Annotated in this window: 17 protein-coding genes and 1 tRNA gene; 5 read left to right on the top strand and 13 right to left on the bottom strand. The window is 72.7% G+C overall.

The features are described 5' to 3' along the window. Window positions 1-133: 133 nt before the first annotated feature. Both ABD297_RS04105 and ABD297_RS04110 read right to left on the bottom strand, forming a co-directional pair. The gene (locus ABD297_RS04105) at window positions 134-1258 is read right to left on the bottom strand and encodes a metallophosphoesterase (RefSeq protein WP_344253250.1); all 1125 of its coding nucleotides are present in this window, start codon (window positions 1256-1258) and stop codon (window positions 134-136) included. Window positions 1259-1278: 20 nt separating this feature from the next. After that, window positions 1279-2337 (bottom strand): EamA family transporter, encoded by a 1059-nt coding sequence (locus ABD297_RS04110; protein ID WP_344253253.1) that lies wholly within the window; start codon window positions 2335-2337, stop codon window positions 1279-1281. Window positions 2338-2445: 108 nt separating this feature from the next. On the opposite strand from ABD297_RS04110, the gene ABD297_RS04115 reads away from it, so the two are divergent. Continuing rightward, window positions 2446-3006 (top strand): CGNR zinc finger domain-containing protein, encoded by a 561-nt coding sequence (locus tag ABD297_RS04115; protein ID WP_344253255.1) that lies wholly within the window; start codon window positions 2446-2448, stop codon window positions 3004-3006. Between the two features lie 78 nt (window positions 3007-3084). On the opposite strand, the gene ABD297_RS04120 is transcribed toward ABD297_RS04115, so the two are convergent. Together ABD297_RS04120 and glmU are read right to left on the bottom strand one after the other, a co-directional pair. Continuing rightward, entirely contained in the window at window positions 3085-4065 is a 981-nt protein-coding gene (locus tag ABD297_RS04120; RefSeq protein ID WP_344253257.1) for a ribose-phosphate diphosphokinase, read from the bottom strand. Beyond that, entirely contained in the window at window positions 4062-5558 is a 1497-nt protein-coding gene (gene glmU / locus ABD297_RS04125) for a bifunctional UDP-N-acetylglucosamine diphosphorylase/glucosamine-1-phosphate N-acetyltransferase GlmU (protein ID WP_344253259.1), read from the bottom strand. Before glmU ends, ABD297_RS04120 begins: the two co-directional genes overlap by 4 nt. Before the next feature lie 244 nt (window positions 5559-5802). Between glmU and ABD297_RS04130 the strand changes: the two genes are divergently transcribed. Both ABD297_RS04130 and ABD297_RS04135 read left to right on the top strand, forming a co-directional pair. Continuing rightward, window positions 5803-5881 (top strand) — tRNA-Gln (locus ABD297_RS04130). A 128-nt stretch (window positions 5882-6009) separates the two neighbouring features. Then, window positions 6010-6615 (top strand): TetR/AcrR family transcriptional regulator, encoded by a 606-nt coding sequence (locus tag ABD297_RS04135; protein ID WP_344253623.1) that lies wholly within the window; start codon window positions 6010-6012, stop codon window positions 6613-6615. 126 nt (window positions 6616-6741) lie between these two features. Here ABD297_RS04135 and ABD297_RS04140 read toward each other — a convergent pair whose 3' ends face one another. Beyond that, window positions 6742-8526 carry a sigma-70 family RNA polymerase sigma factor gene (locus ABD297_RS04140; protein ID WP_344253261.1) on the bottom strand — a complete coding sequence of 595 codons (1785 nt, stop codon included), beginning with the start codon at window positions 8524-8526 and terminating at the stop codon, window positions 6742-6744. Window positions 8527-8979: 453 nt separating this feature from the next. On the opposite strand from ABD297_RS04140, the gene ABD297_RS04145 reads away from it, so the two are divergent. Continuing rightward, entirely contained in the window at window positions 8980-10461 is a 1482-nt protein-coding gene (locus ABD297_RS04145; protein WP_344253263.1) for a cryptochrome/photolyase family protein, read from the top strand. A 9-nt stretch (window positions 10462-10470) separates the two neighbouring features. Here ABD297_RS04145 and ABD297_RS04150 read toward each other — a convergent pair whose 3' ends face one another. Beyond that, window positions 10471-11370, bottom strand: coding sequence for a methyltransferase domain-containing protein (locus ABD297_RS04150; RefSeq protein ID WP_344253265.1), 900 nt, complete (start codon window positions 11368-11370; stop codon window positions 10471-10473). A gap of 55 nt (window positions 11371-11425) precedes the next feature. Here ABD297_RS04150 and ABD297_RS04155 point away from each other — a divergent pair, with 55 nt between their 5' ends. Further along, a complete protein-coding gene (locus ABD297_RS04155) occupies window positions 11426-11971 on the top strand; it encodes a MarR family winged helix-turn-helix transcriptional regulator (protein ID WP_344253267.1) in 546 nt (181 codons plus the stop codon). A 13-nt stretch (window positions 11972-11984) separates the two neighbouring features. Here the strand turns inward: ABD297_RS04155 and ABD297_RS04160 are convergent, their stop codons facing one another. From ABD297_RS04160 to metG, 7 genes are all read right to left on the bottom strand, one after another. Continuing rightward, a complete protein-coding gene (locus tag ABD297_RS04160; protein WP_344253269.1) occupies window positions 11985-12347 on the bottom strand; it encodes a VOC family protein in 363 nt (120 codons plus the stop codon). A gap of 62 nt (window positions 12348-12409) precedes the next feature. After that, window positions 12410-14281: an ABC-F family ATP-binding cassette domain-containing protein gene (locus ABD297_RS04165; RefSeq protein ID WP_344253271.1), complete on the bottom strand. Its 1872-nt coding sequence runs from the start codon at window positions 14279-14281 to the stop codon at window positions 12410-12412. Between the two features lie 145 nt (window positions 14282-14426). Beyond that, window positions 14427-15368, bottom strand: coding sequence for a 4-(cytidine 5'-diphospho)-2-C-methyl-D-erythritol kinase (locus tag ABD297_RS04170; protein WP_344253273.1), 942 nt, complete (start codon window positions 15366-15368; stop codon window positions 14427-14429). Window positions 15369-15398: 30 nt separating this feature from the next. After that, complete coding sequence (gene rsmA, locus ABD297_RS04175) at window positions 15399-16325, bottom strand: 16S rRNA (adenine(1518)-N(6)/adenine(1519)-N(6))-dimethyltransferase RsmA (RefSeq protein ID WP_344253275.1); 927 nt, start codon at window positions 16323-16325, stop codon at window positions 15399-15401. 278 nt (window positions 16326-16603) lie between these two features. Beyond that, window positions 16604-17743 (bottom strand): resuscitation-promoting factor, encoded by a 1140-nt coding sequence (locus tag ABD297_RS04180; protein WP_344253276.1) that lies wholly within the window; start codon window positions 17741-17743, stop codon window positions 16604-16606. A 184-nt stretch (window positions 17744-17927) separates the two neighbouring features. Further along, entirely contained in the window at window positions 17928-18809 is an 882-nt protein-coding gene (locus ABD297_RS04185) for a TatD family hydrolase (RefSeq protein ID WP_344253278.1), read from the bottom strand. Then, window positions 18806-20737 carry a methionine--tRNA ligase gene (gene metG, locus ABD297_RS04190; protein ID WP_344253281.1) on the bottom strand — a complete coding sequence of 644 codons (1932 nt, stop codon included), beginning with the start codon at window positions 20735-20737 and terminating at the stop codon, window positions 18806-18808. Before metG ends, ABD297_RS04185 begins: the two co-directional genes overlap by 4 nt. Between the last annotated feature and the right edge of the window lie 85 nt (window positions 20738-20822).

The raw sequence follows: 20822 nt of genomic DNA on the forward strand, positions 1-20822 counted from the left end.
CTCGTCACGCCCTGCCGTGGCAGCCGTGCACCGTCCCTCGCCGAGGCAACTGCTCGATCTTACGCGACGCCGGCCCCGGGCACGAAATCCCGTCCGGGAGCGGCCGCCGGCCGGGACCGCCGACCTCGAGCGGTCAGCCCGGTGACGCGCCTCGCGTCAGCACGAAGGCGTCGGCGGCCGAGCCGTCGGCGCTGCGGACGAGCGAGACGTGCAGGTCGTGGGTGGTCGCGCGCAGGTCGAGGTAGCCGTAGGCGGCCGGCTCGGTGCCGGAGCCGGCGGTGGACGCGAAGTAGCCGGCCTCGGGGTCCGTCGTCGAGATCGGCCGCAGGACTGCGCCTCCCGTGCCGGCGGTGACGAAGACGGTGCCGGCGCCCGCCGCCGGCGAGTCGCTCCGGTCGACCACGCAGCCGGCTCGGAAGGACCCGGTCGCGACGCGGGTGCACTGCGCCCCCTCCCCCAGCTGGGCGGTGCGCTGGTAGAGGTGCTCGTGCCCCGACAGCACGAGGTCGACCCGTTTCGAGACGAGCAGGTGGAGCAGGTCGGGTCCGATGTCGCACGCGTACTGGCCGAGCGAGAGGCACGGCTTGTGCATGCCGACGACGACCCAGGGGATCTTGGCGGCCCGGGCGCCGTCGATGGCGCGCTCGGTCCAGGCGTAGTGCTCGGACCCCGCGGCGTAGTCCCAGACACCGTCGGGGAAGGTCAGGGCCGGGGAGATCATGAGGACGCGCACCACCGGAGCCCGCTGCGGCAGGTCGACGTAGTACTCGCGCCCGTAGGTCCCGACGAGACCGGGCAGCCGGTTGGGCAGGCAGGAGGCGAACGCGTCGATCGAGCCGTTCTCGCCGTCGCTCTCGTGGTTGCCCGACACGAGCTCGAACGGCAGGCCGGGGCGCACGCGCGCCGCGACGAAGTCGCACCAGGCCCGCTCGCCTCCCGCTGCGCCGTAGGAGAGGTCACCGAGGGCGAGGTGAGCGTCCTGGCCGGCGCGTCCCAGCGCACTGAGGACGCCCGCGGCCCTGACGGGGTCCGCGCCGTAGTCGCCGGCGGCTGTCAGGTGGACCGAGCCCGGAGCCTTCGTGGGCAGCGTCAGCGACGGGGTCGACGACCCGGGGGGCGAGGTCGAACCGGACGACGAGGTGGGCCCGGACGAAGAGGTCGACGACGCGGGCGACGGCCCTGTGCCGACGCCGGGCGCGACGCAACCGGCCAGGAGGAGGGCGGCCAGGGCCGGGGCCACGCCGATGCGCCGGCTCATGGTGGCAGCCTAGGCGCGACTCAGGGGAGGGCGCAGGGCTGCGTGAGCGGCGGGTCCTCCCCGGAGGCACTCGCACCGCGCGCCTCGTCGGCGCGCACGGCCACCAGGCCGGCGACGATGAGCAGCCCGCCGAGCAGCTGCACGGTCGTTGGGAGCTCCGCGAGCACGAGCCAGGCGAAGAGCACGGCGAAGAGCACCTCGGTCAGCGCGACGAACGAGGCCACCTTGGCCCCGAGCATGCGCACGGCGGCGATCCCGGTGACATAGGCGAAGGCGGCGGCCACCAGGGCGATCACGAGCACCGGCACCCACCAGTCGACGACGACGCCCCCGAGCGGCACCCGCGCCGCACCCCGGCTCATGTCGAGCAGCCCGACGAGGCCCGCGAGCCCGAGCGACAGGGCACCGACGGCGAGACCTCCGCCGGCGAGGGCGAGCGGCGGCACGTCGTCGTCGACGTGGTCGGCGAGCAGGAAGTAGAGCACGAGGCAGACAGCGGCGCCGAGCCCCCAGAGGACACCGACGGGGCTGACGCTCGCGCCACCACCGAGCACGTCGAGGACGAGCAGCAGGCCCGCCACGGCCAGCGTCACCCCGGCGACGGTGAGGCGGCGAGGCGTCTGCCGGTGGCGCAGCCAGAGCCAGCCGACGATGAGCACCGGCGCGAGGTACTCGAGCAGCAGGGCCACCCCGACCGACAGGTGGGTGACGGCGTTGAAGTAGGCGAGCTGGCAGCCCGCGACCCCGGTCAGGCCGTAGCCGACGACCACCCAGGCGTTGCGGCGCAGAGCCGCCCAGCGCCCGCGCAGCGACCACAGGGCCGGGACGAGGAGGACGACGGCGGCGAGGGTGATGCGCATCGTCACGACGGCTCCGGGTGACCAGCCGCCGACGAGCAGGGACTTGCCGAAGGCCCCCGACGTGGCGAAGGCGGCGGCCGAGACGAGGGCCACTCCGAGCCCGACGAGCGGGTGGCGGACCGGCCGCGCTGCCTGCGAGGGACCGGGGACCCCCGCAAGTGCTGCGACCCCGTCGGCTACGGCTGCCGCGGGCGTCCCGACCTGCATCTGCTCCGCCATGTCCGCCCTCGCTGCCCGACGCCGGCTGCCTCGGGACCGAGAGCCGGATGTCATTACCGAAATTGATTACACTCATGACAGTAGCGACCGCCAACGTCAGGAGTCAACATGCTTTTCACCCATGACACGGACCTGGCACTGGCCGCTGCCGCCGCGCTCGTCAACACGATGCCCGGCTCGGTGCCCGGCGACGACGCGCCCGACCGCCTGACGACCGTCGGCGAGCTGGACGCCCTCTACCGGGAGCAGGGGTGGACCGGCCGCTTCGACGGCGACGACGCCGAGCTCGAGGCCGTGCGCGCCCTCCGCCCCCGGCTGCGGGACTTCTGGGAGCACGACGAGGCGGGTGTGGTGGCGCTCGTCAACGAGCTGCTGGCCGAGGCCCGCGCCGTCCCCCAGCTCGTCGACCACGACGACGTCGGCTGGCACGTCCACGCCACCCCCGCCGACGCCCCGCTCGCGCGGCGGATGGCCGTCGAGGCGGCCATCGCCGTCATCGACGTCGTGCGTGCCGGTGAGCTCGCCCGGCTGCGCGTGTGCGAGGCGGCCGACTGCGACGACGTCGTCGTCGACCTCTCGCGCAACCGCTCGCGCCGGTTCTGCGAGGGCGGCTGCGCCGCGCGCGCCCACACCGCCGCCTACCGCGCCCGCCGCTCCGAGCGCGTCTGAGCCCCCCACCACGCACCGAGGGCGTATGCCGTCAGGAAGGGTCCTGACGGCATACGCCCTCGTTCGTGTGGTGGCCGTTCAGGCCTTGCCGTCGAAGAGGCTCGTCACGGAGCCGTCCTCGAAGACCTCGCGGATCGCCATCGAGACGAGCGGCGCGATCGAGAGGACCTCGAGCTTGTCGAAGCGGCGGTCGTCGGGGATCGGGAGGGTGTTGGTGACGATGACCTCCTCGACCTTGCAGGCCTTGAGGCGGTCGACGGCCGGCCCGGAGAGGATCGCGTGCGTGGCGGCGATGATGACGCCGGCGGCGCCCTGGTCCATGAGGGCGTCGGCGGCCTTGGTGATGGTGCCCGCCGTGTCGATCATGTCGTCGACGAGCACGCAGGTGCGGCCCTTGATCTCGCCGACCACGCGGTTGGCGACGACCTCGTTGGGCCGGTTGATGTCACGGGTCTTGTGGATGAAGGCCAGCGGGGCGCCGCCCAGGCGAGAGCTCCAGTCCTCGGCGACCTTGATGCGGCCCGCGTCGGGCGAGACGACGGCGAGGTCGAGGTGGCCGTACTTCCTGCCGACGTAGTCGGCGAGGATCGGCATCGCCATGAGGTGGTCGACGGGGCCGTCGAAGAAGCCCTGGATCTGCGCGGTGTGCAGGTCGATCGCCATGAGCCGGTTGGCGCCGGCCGTCTTGAACAGGTCGGCCATGAGGCGGGCCGAGATCGGCTCGCGGCCGCGGTGCTTCTTGTCCTGGCGGGCGTAGCCGTAGAAGGGCAGCACGACGGTGATGCGCTTGGCCGAGGCGCGCTTCAGCGCGTCGATCATGATGAGCTGCTCCATGATCCACTCGTTGATCGGAGCGGTGTGGCTCTGGATGACGAAGGCGTCCGAGCCGCGCACCGACTCCTCGTAGCGCACGTAGATCTCGCCGTTGGCGAAGTCGTAGGCCGACGTCGGCACGAGCTCGGTGCCCAGCGCCGCCGCGACCTCCTGGGCGAGCTGCGGGTGCGCCCGGCCCGAGAAGACCATGAGGTGCTTCTCGGTCGTCTTGTTGATGCCGCTCATCGTCGGGCGTCCTTCGTCTCGGTGGTCGGCTGGCCCTGCGTGGTGTCGTTCGCCGTGGTGCCGCTGGCGGCCTGCGCGGCGCGAGCCGCGTCGTCGGTCCGCGTGCCCGCTCGGCGACGGGCGACCCAGCCGTCGACGTTGCGCTGCTGGGCGCGCGTCACGGCGAGCTGCCCGGGGCCGACGTCGCTGACGACCGCCGAGCCCGCGGCGACGTAGGCGCCGTCGGCGATGGTGCGCGGGGCGACGATGACCGAGTTGCTGCCGACGAAGCTGTGCGCCCCGACGTTGGTGCGGCCCTTGGTGACGCCGTCGTAGTTGGCGAAGATCGTGCCGGCGCCGATGTTGGCGCCCTCGCCGATGGTCGCGTCGCCGCAGTAGGTCAGGTGCGGCACCTTGGCGCCCGCACCGATGTCGGCGTTCTTCGTCTCGACGAAGCCGCCGATCTTGCCCTCGGCCCCGAGCCGCGTGCCGGGACGCAGGTAGGAGAACGGCCCGACGGAGGCGCCGGGTCCGATCTCGGCCAGCTCAGCCTGGGTGCGCACGACGCTGGCGCCGTCGCCGACCTCGACGTCGGTCAGGGTCGTGTCGGGGCCGATGACGCAGTCGCGGCCGATGGTGCTCGCCCCGAGGATCTGCGTGCCCGGGCGCACGACGGTGTCCGGGCCGATGGTCACGTCGGCGTCGAGCCACGTCGTGGCCGGGTCGATGACGATCGCGCCGTCGCGCATGGCCTGCTCGACGGTGCGGCGGTTGAGCTCGGCCCCGAGCCGGGCCAGCTGCACCTTGTCGTTGACGCCCTCGGTCTGCCACAGGTCGGCGACGAGGTGGGCGCGCACGACCAGTCCGCGGTCACGGGCGATCGCGATGACGTCGGTGAGGTACTTCTCGCCCTGGGCGTTGTCGGTGCCCACCTCGGCGAGCGCCTCGCGCAGGACCGCCGCGTCGAACGCGTACAGGCCGCTGTTGACCTCGCGGATGGCGCGCTGCTGCTCGTCGGCGTCCTTCTGCTCCACGATGGCCACGACGGAGCCCTCGGCGTCGCGCAGCACGCGGCCGTAGCCGGTGGGGTCCTCGAGCGTGGCCGTGATGACGGTGACGGCGCTGCCCGACGCGTGGTGCGCCGCGACGAGGCCCTCGAGCGTCTCGCTCGTCAGCAGCGGCACGTCGCCGTAGGTGACCACGACGGTCCCCGACAGGTCGCCCGGGAGGGCCTCGAGGGCGCACTCGACCGCCCGGCCGGTGCCCTTGACGTCGTCCTGGTCGGCGACGACCACGTCGGGGTCGACCTGGTGCACGTGCTCGGCGACGCGGTCGCGCTCGTGGCGCACGACGACGGCGAGGTGCTGCGGGCTCGTGCCCCGGGCCGCCCGGATCGCGTGGGCCACGAGACTGCGGCCCCCGATCGTGTGGAGGACCTTGGGGGTCGTGGACTTCATGCGTGTGCCCTCACCGGCGGCGAGGACGATCACGGCGGTCGGCCGTAGATCGCTCACAGGGCGCAGCTCCTTTGTGGACGGGGTGCACTCGGGCGCGGACGACCCCGGCCCGCGTGGGCACCGGGGCGTGCCTCGGCCATGCTACTCGCGGGGCGGGTGACCACCACGCCGGCCACGGGCCCGCCGTGACCCCACTCACACCCGTCCTCGTCACCCGGTGCCGCCACCGACTGCGTATGCCGTGGGGCGGGGACCACCCGGCCCTGCACTAACCTGTGGTCGTCCCGGCCCGCCGGGACCTTCCCCGGTTGGTCTGTCGGCAGGGCCCGCCTGACTTTGAATCAGGACAAGCGACGCAGGTTCGACTCCTGCCCGGGGAGCCGTCGCAGCAGGGCTGCCCCCGGCGCCGCGGGACGGTGCGGCGGCCGACCGCGCGGGCATGGACCAGACTGTGCAGGTGACCGCCGACCGAGCCGACCGAGCCGACCGTTCCCGCCCGCGCGCCCGGATGACGGGCCCGGAGCGCCGCGAACAGCTCATCGCCGTCGGCCGCAAGCTCTTCGCCGACAAGGGGTTCGAGGCCACGACGGTCGAGGAGGTGGCCGCCAAGGCCAACGTCTCCAAGCCCGTCGTCTACGAGCACTTCGGCGGCAAGGAGGGCCTCTACGCCGTCGTCGTCGACCGCGAGATCCAAGCCCTCATGGGTGGCATCAGCGCAGCCCTGGAGGAGCCGGAGGGCGCCCGCGTCCTGCTCGAGCGGGCCACGCTCGCGCTGCTCGACTACATCGAGAACGACCCGTCGGGCTTCCGCATCCTCGTGCGCGACTCCCCGCCCGGGCAGTCGACGGGGTCGTTCGCCAGCGTGCTCGGCGACGTCGCCGTCCAGGTCGAGCACCTGCTCGCGGCCGAGTTCAAGCAGCGCGGCCTCGACCCGAAGTCCGCGCCGATCCACGCGCAGATGCTCGTCGGGATGGTGGCGCTGACCGGGCAGTGGTGGCTCGACCGGCGCAAGTTCAAGAAGGACCAGGTGGCGGCGCACCTGGTCAACCTGGCGTGGAACGGCCTGTCGGGCCTCGATCGCGCCCCGCGGCTCGTCACCCTCCCCCACCGCTGACCCGACGTCGAGCGAGCGCCCCACCCCACGGCATACCTCGAGCGGCCCCGCAGTCACACCGGCCCCGACCGCTCACGTGACGGGTGGGACGAAGCGGCCACTCGAGTGGTCAGGTGGGAAGGGTGGTCAGGTGGGGCGGATGGTCTCGGTCCAGCTGTGGCCGGAGGCGTCGGTGAGGCGCACGACCAGTGACAGGACGCCGCCCGTCCCGGACTGGTCGAGCAGCACCTGACCGCGAGTGCCTGAGCAGCGCACCGCCCAGGCCCCCGCCTGCGCGCACGACCAGCTGGAGTTGCGCACGGTCAGCGCTCCCGATCCCGACGCGTTGCTCACGCGCAGCGTCAACGACCCGGCCGACTGGCTGCGGACGGTCAGGGAGATCCGTGCCGGGTCCCCCTTGGACACGAGTCGCGCCGAGACGGTCGGCGCGGTCCCACCCGGCTGCGGTGGCGCCGGGGTCGGCGTCGGAGCCGGGGGCGTCGTGGGGGTGGGGGTCGCCGAGGTCGGTGGCGTGGACGGGACACCCCCGGCCGGTACCGGCGCCGGGTGTGAGCCGGTGGGCGGCGTGGGGCTCGAAGAGCCGCCGCCGGCAGTGACGCCGCTCGGCGTCGTGTCGCGGGCGGGCGCCGACCCGGTCACCGCGGGGGCCGACCCGGTGACCGCGGGAGCCGGACCCGCCGTCGGCGTCCCGGTGAGCGCGGCCGCCGACGGCACGGCCGAGGCGCTGACCGTCGAGCCGGGGCTCGCGGTGGGGACCGGCGTCGAGGCCCGGCCCGTGGACCCGTTCGTCTGGTTCGCGTTCGACCGGTTCGCGCCCGACGCCCCGGGCGAGGTCACGGATGCCGACGGCACCGGCGCGGCCGAGGGCGCGGCGAGCGAGGAGGTCGGCAGCGCCAGTGCACCGGCCACCCCGGCCGTCACCGCGAGACCCGCGACCAGGGCGGTTACCTGGCTCGCGACCTGCGCCACCGCGCCGGCACCGGAGGCACCCGACGCCGGTGCGCCCGACGCACCCGACGCACCAGAGGCCGTCGACGGCGGGCTCGAGGTCGCCGCTGCTCCCCCCGACAGTCCGAAGAGCGCCACCACGCTGACGAAGCCGGACGTGCCGAGCCCCGCGGCGAGCACGAGGGGCACGAGCATCGCCGGGAACCCGTCGTGGAGCAGGCGCAGGTCGTCGGCGATGGCCGCCGCGTGCGCGCAGCCGGCCACGTGCGCCTCGGCCCGCTCGGTCTGTCGCTTGGGCAGCCGGCCGCGCACGAGGGCGCCGAGGTGGCTGACCGTCCAGCGGCACTCGTCGCTGTCGGCTCCGACGAGGCCGCGCTCGGCCCGCGCGTCGAGGTAGAGCGCACGGAGCGACTCCCGGGCGCGCATGGCCCGGACGCTGACCGCGTTGGCGGTCATCCCGAGGGCCGGGGCGACGGCCCGCGGCGCGGCGCCCTCGACCGTCGTGTGCCACAGCACGCGCTGGTCCCGTTCCGAAAGGCCCGCGAAGGCCCGGCGCACGAGCGCGACCCCCTCCTCGTCGGCGGCGATGAACGCGAGGTGGTCCTCGTGCGGCTCGGCGAGCTCCTCGAGGTCGTCGGCCTCGGCCGGCACGACGCGGAGGTCGCGGCGCCCCTGGTCGATGGCGACGGTGCGCACGGCCGAGAGGAAGTAGGCGCGGAAGTTCTCGTCGGGCCCGCGACCGTCACGGATCAGGCCGAGCACGCGGGAGGCGGCCTCCGCGACGATGTCCTCGGGTGCCGAGCGGCCCCGGTGACGTCCGGCGACGGCATACGCAGCAGGCAGGTGGCGACGCCACAGCTCGCCGAACGCCTCGGCGGACCCCTCCCGCGTGCGCAGGAGCAGGTACGAGTCAGGGGCCGAGGCCCATGCCTCGCTCGACCACAAGGTGGCGTCTGCCGACAACCCTTCGCCCTTCCACTGACCCCGGTGCGGGCCAGTCTGCCAAGCGGCGGGGCGGGCGTCGAGTCGGAGCGCCGGACGACCACGATCAGGACGCACCGGACGCGGCACGGTCGGTCCCGGAGGGGGTGGGCAGGTTTCGTCCTTCCGAATGATCCCCTCCACGAAACCACGCGGAAGGACGAAACCTGACGGCACCACCGAAGACAGACCCCGAAGGGGTCACTCCCTCCCCTGACCAAGCGGGAGACCCCTGCGGTGCCGTCATCTGTATGACGTGCCTGGACCCATTTCATGACACGGTTTTCGGAAATGGGGCGAAATGCCGGAAATTGACGGAGATTTTTTCCTGACCGGACCCTGCTGGCGTCAACCAGACCCGGCCCTTACCGCGCCCTGACGCGCTCCTGACCGGCCTGTCGGTGGCGTCGGCCATGATGTGGCCATGATGTGGGCATGACGAGGCGCTGGCTGTTCGCCGACCAGCTCGGCCCGCACTTCGACGTGGGCCGCGACGGCGTGCTGCTCGTCGAGAGCCGCCGCGCCCTCACGCGTCGCCCCTTCCACCGCCAGAAGCTGCACCTCGTCCTGTCGGCGCTGCGCCACCGCGCCGCCGAGCTCGGCGACTCGGCCGTGCTCCTGCGCACCGACACCTACACCGGGGCGTTGCACGAGCTGGGCGAGCCCGTGCGGGTGCACGAGCCGACGTCGTATGCCGCCGACCGCCTCGTGCGCCGGCTGCACGCAACCGGGATGGTCGAGTCCGTCGACCCGACACCGGGCTACAGCCTGGCCCGCAGCGAGTTCGCCGCCTGGGCGGGCAACCGGCGCCAGCTCCGCATGGAGGACTTCTACCGGTTCCAGCGCCAGCGGCTCGACCTGCTCGTCGAGGGCGAGCGGCCCGTCGGCGGTCGCTGGTCCTTCGACGAGGACAACCGCGAGCCCCCACCCAAGGGCGTCGAGCGCCTCGACGTGCCGCCGCCCTACCGTCCGCGCGAGGACGACATCGACGCCGAGGTGCGCGACGACCTCGACCGGTGGACCCGCGAGGGCCTGGTCTCCCCCGTCGGCGCCGACGGACCGCGAGTCTTCGCCGTGACGCGCCGCGAGGCGCTGGCCGCGCTGGAGCGGTTCGTGACGCACCGGCTCGGCGTCTTCGGTCCGCACGAGGACGCGATGCTGCGGGGCGACTGGACGATGGCGCACAGCCTGCTGTCGGTGCCGCTCAACCTCGGGCTGCTCGACCCCGTCGAGGTCGTCGACCGGGCCGCGCAGGCCTACCGCGACGGCGACGCGCCGCTCGCCTCGGTCGAGGGCTTCGTGCGCCAGGTCATCGGCTGGCGAGAGTACGTCTGGCACCTCTACTGGCACTTCGGACCCACCTACCGGCGGCGCAACTCCCTGCAGGCCCGCACGCCGCTGCCGCCGTGGTTCGACCGGCTCGACGCCGACGAGGTCGACGCCGCCTGCCTGCAGGACGCGCTGGCCGGCGTGCGCGACCGGGGCTGGGTGCACCACATCCCGCGCCTCATGGTGCTCGGCAACTGGGCCGCGCAGCGCGGCTACGACCCGGATGACCTGACCGAGTGGTTCCAGACCAGATTCGTCGACGGCTACGACTGGGTCATGCCGGCCAACGTCGTCGGGATGAGCCAGCACGCCGACGGCGGGGCGATGGCGACCAAGCCCTACGTCTCGGGCGGCGCCTACATCAACCGGATGAGCGACTACTGCGGGGGCTGTCGCTACGACCCGAAGAAGCGCGTCGGTGACGACGCGTGCCCGTTCACCGCCGGCTACTGGGCCTTCCTCGACCGCAACGCCGAACGCCTCGAGGGCAACCACCGGATGGCCCGGCCGTTGCAGCAGCGCCACCGGCTCGCCGACCTCGAGCAGGTCGTCGCCCAGGAGCGCCACCGCGGCGACAGCCCGCCCTGAGGCGACTCGTCACCGAGGGGTGCGCGCGACGGCGAAGGTGCGCGTGAAGGGGAAGAGCACGCCGAACGACCTGCGGGGGTATGCCGTGTCGAGCTCGCGCTCGTAGTCGGCGACGAAGCCCTCCCGCTCGTGGGGGTCGAGCACGCCGAGCACCGGGCGCAGACCCGTGCCGCGGACCCACTCGAGCACCGGGTGCGGGCCGTCCGCCGGGGCGGCGAGCACGTGCTGGTAGGTCGTCTGCCACACGTCGACCTCGGGCGTGAGGTCGAGCAGGAGCGCGGCATACGTCTCCGGACGGGCGACGGCGCGGGCCCGGTCGAGGCCCGGTTGCAGGTCGGCCGCGCGCGGGTGCCGGGCCGCGACCTCGCGCATCAGTCGGTGGGAGGGGGCGTCGAAGTTCGAGGGGACCTGCATGGCGAACGTGCCACCGGGCGCGAGGCTCTCGACCCAGGAGGGGATGAGTCGCAGGTGCCCGGGCACCCACTGGAGGGTGGCGTTCGTGACGAGCACGTCGATCGAGGAGCCGCACTCGGTGGGGTCCCAGTCCTCCGCGCTCGCCTCGACCCACTCGACCCGGCCGGCGGGGTCCTGCGCTCGGGCCCGCTCGAGCATCTCGGGCGAGCTGTCGACACCGATGACCCGCGCCCCGGGCCAGCGCTCGGCGAGACCGAGGGTCAGCTCACCGGGCCCGCAGCCCAGGTCGACGACGAGCCGGGGGTCTGTCGCGTCGATGCGGGCCACGAGGTCGGCGAAGGGACGGCCGCGGTGCCCGGAGAAGACGGCATACTGCCGCGGGTCCCACGCCGCATCGCTGGCACGGGCTCCGGCGCCGGGGCTCGCAGCGGGACCGGCGGAGGCGGCCGCCTCGTCAGCCTCGTCGGCAGCGGGCAGCTCGGGCGTGCGTGTCATGGCGTCCTCGGTTTCTTTCGATGTCAAGACTCTTGATGGCCACTACAGTTGGGTCATGAGCGCCGACCACAGGCCCGCCGACGACGTCGACGAGATCGTCGCGGCCTGGCGCCGGGAGCGCCCCGACCTCGACGTCTCGCCGCTGGAGGTGCTCTCGCGGGTCTCGCGGCTGGCACGCCGGCTCGACCTGGCGCGCGGCTCGGCCTTCTCCGAGCACCTGCTCGACGGCTGGGCCTTCGACGTCCTGTCGGCTCTGCGCCGGGCGGGCGAGCCGTACGAGCTCTCGCCGGGCCAGCTCGTGCAGCAGACGCTCGTCACGTCGGGCACGATGACCAACCGCGTCGACCGCCTCGAGCGGAGCGGCTTCGTCGGGCGGCGCCCCGACCCGGGCGACCGGCGGGGCGTGCTCGTGCGCCTCACCCCGGCCGGGCGTGACGTCGTCGACTCGGCGATGGCCGACCTCATCGAGCAGGAGAAGTCGCTCCTGTCGGAGCTGTCCGCCGCCGACCGCGCCCAGCTCGCCGGCCTGCTGCGCCGGATGCTCGCCCCGCTCGAGACGCGCGAGACCCGCGAGACCCCGCGCGGCGGCGCCCCAGCCTGACGTGCGACCACGCTCACCGTTGCGCCTGCTTGAACTCCAACCGGTTGCCGACGGGGTCGGCGGTGTGGAAGCGGCGCAGTCCCGGGATGTTGTCGTCCCACGTGACGGGCGAGCCGGCCGCCAAGAGCACCTGCGCCAGCGACTCGACGTCAGCGACGGCGATCCCGGGGTGGGCCTTGCGGGCCGGGACGAAGCCGTCCTCGATGCCGACGTGGACCTCGGCCGAGCCGGCCCGGAACCAGGCACCGCCGCGGGCCCGCAGCCGCTCCGGCTTGGTCACCTCGGTCATGCCGAGCACACCGACGTAGAAGCCGCGCATGGCGTCCTCACAGCCGGAGGGGCCGGACACCTGGACGTGGTGCAGGAACATCTCCATGCCCCGAAAGTATCTTGATATCAAGATACTTTCAAGACCTCCCGGCCTCGGGCGGTCCGGCGTCAGCCGACGATCTCGGCCGCCTCGAGCCACTCGAGCTCGAGCTCCTCGCGCTCGGTGACGACGGCCTGCAGCTTCGCGTTGAGGTCGGCGAGCGCCGCGGGGTCGGTGGCCTTCTCGGCCATGTCGCCGTGCAGGCGCTCCTCACGGTCCTGCAGGCGCGAGAGCTGCTTCTCGACGCGGGCCATCACCTTGCGCGCCTCGCGCACCTCCGCCGGGCTCGCCGCCGTCGCCCCACCCGCAGGCATGCCGTCCGGCCGGGTCGACGTGGCCGCCGAACCGGCAGCCTGCCCCGGTCCCGAGGAGGCCCGGGCAGCCTGGCCCGCGATGTCGGCGGCGCGCAGCCGGAGGTACTCCTCCACGCCGCCCGGCAGCTCGCGCACCTTGCCGTCACCGAGCAGGGCGAGCTGCTTGTCGGCCACGCGTTCGAGCAGGTAGCGGTCGTGGGAGACGACGACGAGCGTGCCGGCCCAGCCGTCGAGGACGTCCTCGAGCGAGGTCAGGGTCTCGATGTCGAGGTCGTTGGTCGGCTCGTCGAGGATGAGGACGTTGGGCTCGGTGAGCAGCAGGCGGGTGAGCTGGAGCCGTCGTCGCTCGCCACCGCTGAGGTCACCGACGCGCGACTGCTGCCGACCGCCCGGGAAGCCGAGGCGCGTGGCAAGCTGGCTCGCGCTGATCTCCTTGTCGCCGAGCATCGTCCACTGCTTGACGTCCTCGATGGCCTCGATCACGCGCCACTGCTCGAAGCGCTCGAGCTCGCGCACCTCCTGGGTCAGGTGGGCGATGGCGACCGTCTTGCCGATCTTGCGCCGGCCTCCGTCGAGCGGGATCTCCCCGGTCAGGGCACGCACGAGGGTCGACTTGCCGGCGCCGTTGACGCCGACGATGCCGACGCGCTCGCCCGGGGCGAGGCGCCAGGTCACGTGGTCGAGCAGGCGGCGCTCGTGCGGCGGCTCGCCCACGGACACGGTGGCGTCCTCGAGGTCCAGCACGTCCTTGCCGAGGCGTCGGCTTGCGAACGACGCGAGCTCCACGCTGTTGCGCGGTGCCGGCTCGTCGGCGATGAGGGCGTTGGCCGCGTCGATGCGGAACTTCGGCTTGCTCGTGCGGGCGGGCGCGCCGCGCCGCAGCCAGGCGAGCTCCTTGCGCATGAGGTTGGAGCGGCGGTCGGCGACGACCCCGGCGAGGCGGTCGCGCTCGGCCTTCGCGAGGACGTAGGCGGCATACCCTCCCTCGAAGGCGCTGACCTTGCCGCTCTCGACCTCCCAGGTGTTCGTCGCGTAGGCGTCGAGGAACCAGCGGTCGTGGGTGATGGCGACGGTGGCGTTGCCGGGGCGCGGGCGCTTCGTGGCGAGGTGGTCGGCGAGCCAGGCGACGCCCTCGACGTCGAGGTGGTTGGTGGGCTCGTCGAGCAGCAGCAGCTCGGGGTCCGAGACGAGCAGGCGCGCGAGGGCGAGCCGACGTCGCTCCCCACCGGACTTGGGCCCGACGCGGCTGTCGAGACCGCCGACGTTCTCGGCGCCGATGCCGCCGAGCAGCCCGGTCAGGACGTCGCGGATGCGCGGGTCGCCGGCCCAGACGTGCTCGGCCAGGTCACCGAGCACGGCCTCGCGGATCGTCCACTCGGGGTCGAGCGCGTCCTCCTGGCTCAGCATGCCGATGCGGATGCCGTCGGCGCCGCCCTGCTTGGTGATCCGGCCGGAGTCGGGCTCCTGCAGGCCCGCCATGACGCGCAGCAGGGTCGACTTGCCGCCGCCGTTGACACCGACGACGCCGATGCGGTCACCGGTGAGGACACCGAGGCTGACGTCGTCGAGGACGTGGGAGGTGCCGAAGACGAGCGAGACGCGCTCGAGGGAGATCAGGTTTGCCATCGGTGTCTGACCCTATGCGCTCCGGCGCCCCACACCGAACGCGGCGTTCGCTCCGGCGCCACACACCGAACGCGGCGTTCGGTGTCGAACTCCGTGCTCCAGCGCAGCGTTCGCGATCGAACGCGGCGTTCAGTGGGAGAAGTGGTCAGTCGCCGCGGGGGGAGGTGACGACGTGCGCGCCGTGGACCGGGCCCTTGGCGCGGCGCAGGTCACGGCACAGGTCGGAGGCCGCGAGCGAGACCGACAGGTCGAGGCTGGCCTCGTGGCTCTCGGTGAGGAAGGCGACCGTGGGTCCCGACCCCGACACGATGCCGCCGAGCGCCCCGAACTCGACGCCCGCGTCGCGCAGCTCGCGCAGCTGCGGCCGCAGCGAGAAGGCGGCCGACTCGAGGTCGTTGTGCAACGCCGCACCGAGCGCCACCGGGTCGCCCGAACGCAGCGCCGCCATGAGCTCGGGGCTGACCTGGGGCTCAGGCACGTCGACCCCGTCACGCTCGCGCAGGCGGTCGCACTCGGCATACACGGCAGGAGTCGACAGGCCGGTGTCGCTGATGGCGAAGACCCAGTGGAAGGTGCCGCGGGCGAGGACCGGGGCGAGCTGCTCGCCGCGGCCCGAGCCCATCGCGTTGCCGCCGGCGAGGATGAAGGGGACGTCGCTGCCCAGGGTGGCGGCGAGCTCCGCGAGCTCGTCGCGGTCGAGGCCCAGACCCCACAGCTGGTCGCACGCCACGAGCGCCGCAGCGGCATCGGCGGACCCGCCGGCCATGCCGCCGGCGACGGGGATGTCCTTGTCGATACGGATCGACAGGCGCTCGTCGACGGACCACCGGTCGGCGACGAGCCGCGCGGCGCGGACGGCGAGGTTGTCGCCGTCGGTCGGGATGCGGTCGGCGTACGCGCCTGCCGCGACGACCTGCCAGTCGTCCCAGCGCGCGACCGACACCTCGTCGTGCAGCGACACCGCCTGGTAGACGGTCGCGAGCGCGTGGAAGCCGTCAGGCCGGCGAGGCCCGACGCGTAGGTCGAGATTGACCTTGGCCGGGACCCGCACGGTCACCGCGCCGGGCAGAGTCGGAGCGACAGTCATGCGCCCACCCTAGGCGCCGGTCGCTCCGTGTCAGGACGTATGGCCCCGACGGCGCGCGCGGGGCTGCGGCGCACCGACGCCCTCGGGGCGCGCCTCGGCGATCCGGGCGAAGGTCGTGATGTCGAGCTGCTCGCCACGGGTGCGCGGGTCGACCCCCGCGGCGACGAGCGCCTGCTCGGCGGCGTCGGCGGACCCGGCCCACGAGGCGAGCGCGCCGCGCAGCGCCTTGCGGCGCTGGAGGAACGCCGCGTCGATGCAGCGGAACACCTCCTCGCGGCTCGCCGTGGTGGTGGGGGGCTTGCGCCGTCGGAAGGACACGAGGCCCGAGTCGACGTTGGGCGCCGGCCAGAAGACGTTGCGACCGACGCGGCCGGCGAGCTCGACGTCGGCGTACCACGCCGCCTTGAGGCTGGGCACGCCGTAGATCTTGCTGCCCGGCTTGGCGGCGAGGCGTTCGGCGACCTCGAGCTGCACCATGACGAGCACCCGCTCGAGGGTCGGGAAGTGCTGGAGGAAGGAGAGCACCACGGGCACCGAGATGTTGTACGGCAGGTTGGCGACGAGCGCCGTGGGGTCCGGGCCCGGCAGCTTGGTGACGGTGAGGGCGTCGGCCGCCACGAGGCGCAGCTTGTCGACGTTCTCCGGCTGGAGGGAGCGGACGGTCTCCTCGAGCGCCCCCGCGAGCCGCGGGTCCACCTCGACGGCCGTGACGTGCTTGACGACCGGGAGCAGCGCGAGCGTCAGGGAGCCGAGTCCGGGACCGACCTCGACGACGACGTCGTCGGGACCGACCCCGGCGACGCGGACGATCTTGCGCACCGTGTTGGCGTCGACGACGAAGTTCTGGCCCCACTGCTTCGTCGGTCGCACCTCGAGCCGCTCGGCGAGCTCGCGCACCTGCGTCGCCCCGAGGAGCGCGGCGTCCGCGACGTGCGGGGCGGCGTCCTTCTTCGTCATGCGCCCACCCTATGGCGCCGTGGACGAGGGCGTATGCCGCCCGGCCGGCCCGCGCGCCCACCATCCCGTCTCCCAACTCGAGTGGCCCCGCCGTCCCATCCTCCGAACTCGAGTGGACCGCCGCCCCACATCTTGCGGCGGCCTGCACCAGCCAGCCGTGGGACGACGGGGCCACTCGACGCAGGTGGGGCCACGGCATACGCGGAGATGCAGACGGCGAGAGGCCCCCGACCGGATCGGTCGGAGGCCTCTCGCGCTCACCTGCGCCTGGGGTCAGGTCAGGCCTTGCACTGCCACTGCGACGTGCCGTTGTCGGCGTAGACGCGGTTGGCGACGGTGATCTGCTGCTCGCGCGAGGCGAGGTCGGCACGCGACGCGAAGTCGCCGCCACCGTAGGCGAGCCACGTGGAGGTCAGGAACTGCAGACCGCCGTAGTAGCCGTTGCCGGTGTTGATGTGCCAGTTGCCGGTCGACTCGCACTGGGCGATGGAGTCCCACATGGCGGCGCGGGCCAGGTTGAGGCCGGCACCGGACGTCGAGCGCGTCGAGGTCGTGCTCGAGGTGCTCGGCGCGGCGGCCGCGGGGCGCGCCTTGGTGCCGACGAGCAGGACCCGGTTGACGGGGGCCTTGGTGACCGTGGAGGAGATCTCCTTGGTGGAGACGACCTTGCCGTCGACGACCATGGTGCGGACCGTCACGGTGCGCTCGCCGGCGACACCGGCTCGCGAGACCTTGGTCTGGTCGGAGTAGAGCGAGCCCGTCTTCTGCTGGGTCGTGCCGAAGGCGATCGCCTGCGTGACGGTCTTGTCCTTGCTCTGCACGCGCTGGACGGCGACCTTGAGGCCGGACGTCAGGGGCGTCGTGACCGGCGGGTTGACCTTGTCGTCCTTGCCGACGCGGACGCCGAGCTGGGTCAGCGCCTCGCCGACGCTCGCGGCGGCGATGGTCTTCGTCGTCGTCTTGCCGTCGACGGTGACCGTCACGGCCTTGGGGGTGACGATGGTCAGGGCGAGGCCCTGGCGACCGATCGTCTGCGAACGGGAGACGGACAGGCGGGCGCCGTCGCCGCGGAGGCCGAGGGCGAGCAGCGCCCCGTCGACCGTGGTCTCGGTGGTGCGCAGCTGGCGCGTCTTGCCGTCGACCGTGAGGGTGAGCATCCGGGCGTACTTGACGATGATCGTCTGCCCGTCGCTGATCGAGGAGTCCGCGGCCGGCACGACCACGTCACCGGGCTTGACGGTGATGCCCTGGCTGTCGAGGACGTCGGCGACGGTGCTGCCGAAGACGTGCGCGGTGCTCGCCGTGCCGTCGACCGAGAGGTTGACGGACTTGTCGAGCTGGGCTGCGCCGACTGCGCCACCGGTGAGGACGACGGCCGCACCAGCGGCGGCCAGGATCTTGGCGTTGCGAGAAATCAAAACACTCCGAACGTCGAACTATCCGGATGCGACGCGCTCTCGATCCATCCTCCTCACGGCGTCGGGAGGAGGTCGATGCGGGGTGGCAACCGGCCAACAGTCGTCCACAGTGACCGATCGACGACGGCAAGGTCAAATTTCGGTAACGGGGCGACGTCCCGCTGGACGCCGCATTCGAGGTGCGCTAGGCGGTTTGTCCGACGCGCTCGGACCCCCACGGGCCGTAGACGCGCTCGCTGTTCTCCGACACGGCCCGGCACAGGGTCGGCACGTCGAGGTTGAGCACGGCGGCCATGGCCCGGACCGTCACCGGGACGAGGAACGAGGCGTTGGTGGCGCCCCGGTGCGGGACCGGCGCGAGGTAGGGCGCGTCGGTCTCGACGAGGATGCGGTCGAGCGGGATCGCGGTCAGCGCGTCGCGCAGGTCGCGGGCGTTCTTGAAGGTCACGGTGCCGGCGAAGCTGAGGTAGTAGCCGCGCTCGGCGCACTCCCTCGCCATCGCCAGGTCGCCCGAGAAGCAGTGCAGGACGGTGTGCTCCGGCGCTCCCTCCTCCTCGAGGATGCGCAGCACGTCGGCGTGGGCGTCGCGGTCGTGGATCTGGAGGGCCTTGCCGAGCCGCTTGGCGAGGTCGATGTGCCAGCGGAAGCCGTCCTGCTGGACCGGGACGCCCTCGGGACCGGTGCGGAAGTAGTCGAGGCCCGTCTCGCCGATGACGCGGATGCGCTCGTGGGTCGCGCAGCGCTCGACCTCGGCGTATGCCGTGTCCAGCTGGCCCGCGGCCGCGAGCCGTGGAACCTCGTTGGGGTGCAAGGCGATTCCCCCGACGAGCTCGTCGTGGGCCTCGATGGCCTCCATCGTGAACCGGATGCCGTCGAGGTCGCAGCCCACCTGCACGAGCCGCGTCACCCCGACGGCGCGCGCCGCCTTGATCGCGTCGGCGACGTCGAACGGCTCGTCGCCCTCACGGGTGATGTCGAGGTGGACGTGGTTGTCGACGACGTCGATGGGCAGGGGGTCCGGCCGGTGCTCCGGCAGTCCCCGCTGACCCGACGCGTGGGGGCTCATGCGGTCGGCGCCTCGTCGCGGCCTGCGGGGTCGACGCCGGCCACGTCGCCGGCCTCGGGGGCGCGCTTCGGCTTGGCCATCTTCGGCGCGGCGAGCGGGTCGGTGTGGTGCCTCGTGCCGCCCGGGACCGAGTCGCCGAGACGGGACCGCTCGTCCTCGATGACCTGCTCGGGATCGAGCTTGACGAAGACCCCGGACGGCTTGGCGATCGGGGTGCCCACGACGACGGGGCGCGACTCCCACCGCGGCGTCGCGGAGTACTCCCCGGTGATCACCGGGTAGCTGCGGGTGTCGTCGTCGAGGTCGCGCACGACCTCGAGGCGGGGCATCGGCATGAACTCTCCGACCCCCCCGAGGACGGCGTGGACGCGGTTCGCCGCGTGCGGCAGGAACGGCGAGATGAGCGTATTGATATCTGAGACGGCCTGGGCAAGCGTGTGCAGCACGGTGGAGAGCCGCTCGCGCTGGTCGTCACCCTTGAGCTTGAAGGGTTCCGTCCTCGACACGTAGGCGTTGGCCTCGCCCACGACGCGCATCACCTCGGCGAGTGCCGCCTTCTGGCGGTGTCGCTCCAACGACGCGCCGACGGTCGCGAACGCACCCCGCACGGTGGCCAGCAGCTCCTCGTCGACGGGCTCGACGGCATACGGCTGCGGGATCTCGCCGAAGCTCTTGGCGATCATCGCGGCGGTGCGGTTGACGAGGTTGCCCCAGCCGGCGACGAGCTCGCTGTTGTTGCGCTGGACGAACTCGGCCCAGCTGAAGTCAGCGTCCTGGTTCTCAGGTCCGGCCGCGCAGATGAAGTAGCGGATCGGGTCGGGGCCGTAGCGCGCGACGATGTCCTGGACGTAGATGACGTGCTTGCGGCTCGTCGAGAACTGCTTGCCCTCGAGCGTCATGAACTCGCTCGCGACGACCTCGGTGGGCAGGTTGAGGGTGCCGTACTCCCCCGGCTCACCGCCCTTGTCACCCTTGCCGGCGTAGCCCAGCAGCTCCGCCGGCCAGATCTGGCTGTGGAAGGTGATGTTGTCCTTCCCCTGGAAGTAGTAGGACACGGCCGACGGGTCGTTCCACCACTCGCGCCACCGCTCGGGCTCCCCGACGCGTCGCGCCCACTCGATCGAGGCCGAGAGGTAGCCGATGACGGCGTCGAACCAGACGTAGAGGCGCTTGCTCGGGTTGTCCTCCCAGCCCTCGAGAGGGATCGGGATGCCCCAGTCGATGTCGCGCGTCATGGCTCGCGGGCGCACGTCCTTGAGGAGGTTCTTGGAGAACTTGATGACGTTGGGGCGCCACGTGCCCGAGGCCTCGCGCCCGTCGAGCCACTCGCCGAGAGCCCCCGCGAGCGCCGGCAGGTCGAGGAAGAAGTGCTGGGTCTCGATGAACTCGGGCGTCTCGCCGTTGATCTTGCTACGCGGGTTGATCAGCTCGTCGGCGTCGAGCTGGTTGCCGCAGTTGTCGCACTGGTCGCCGCGCGCCTCGGGGAAGGCGCAGATGGGGCACGTGCCCTCGATGTAGCGGTCCGGCAGCGTGCGACCGGTGGAGGGGCTGATCGCGCCGCGCGTCGTCTGCTCGACCATGTAGCCGTTGGCGTGGACCTGGCGGAACATCTCCTGCACGACGGCGTAGTGGTTGCGCGTCGTCGTGCGGGTGAAGAGGTCGTAGGACAGGCCGAGGTCGGTGAGGTCCTGGGCGATGACCGCGTTGTACTTGTCGACGAGCTGCTGCGGCGTCAGGCCCTCCTCCTCGGCGAGGACGAGGATCGGCGTGCCGTGCTCGTCGGTGCCGGAGACCATGAGCACGTCGTGCCCCGCCATCCGCATGTACCTGCTGAAGACGTCGGAGGGCACGCCGAACCCGGCCACGTGGCCGATGTGGCGCGGGCCGTTGGTGTACGGCCAGGCGACGGCAGACAGGACATTGCTCATGGCGTGAATCCTAGGCGGGCGGCGACGGCCGCCGCGCACGCGTTCCCGTCCCCCGGCACGCGCTCGCGCCCACGGCCGTCACGAA

The sequence above is a fragment of the Terrabacter carboxydivorans genome (assembly GCF_039532035.1).
Lineage (GTDB): Bacteria > Actinomycetota > Actinomycetes > Actinomycetales > Dermatophilaceae > Terrabacter > Terrabacter carboxydivorans.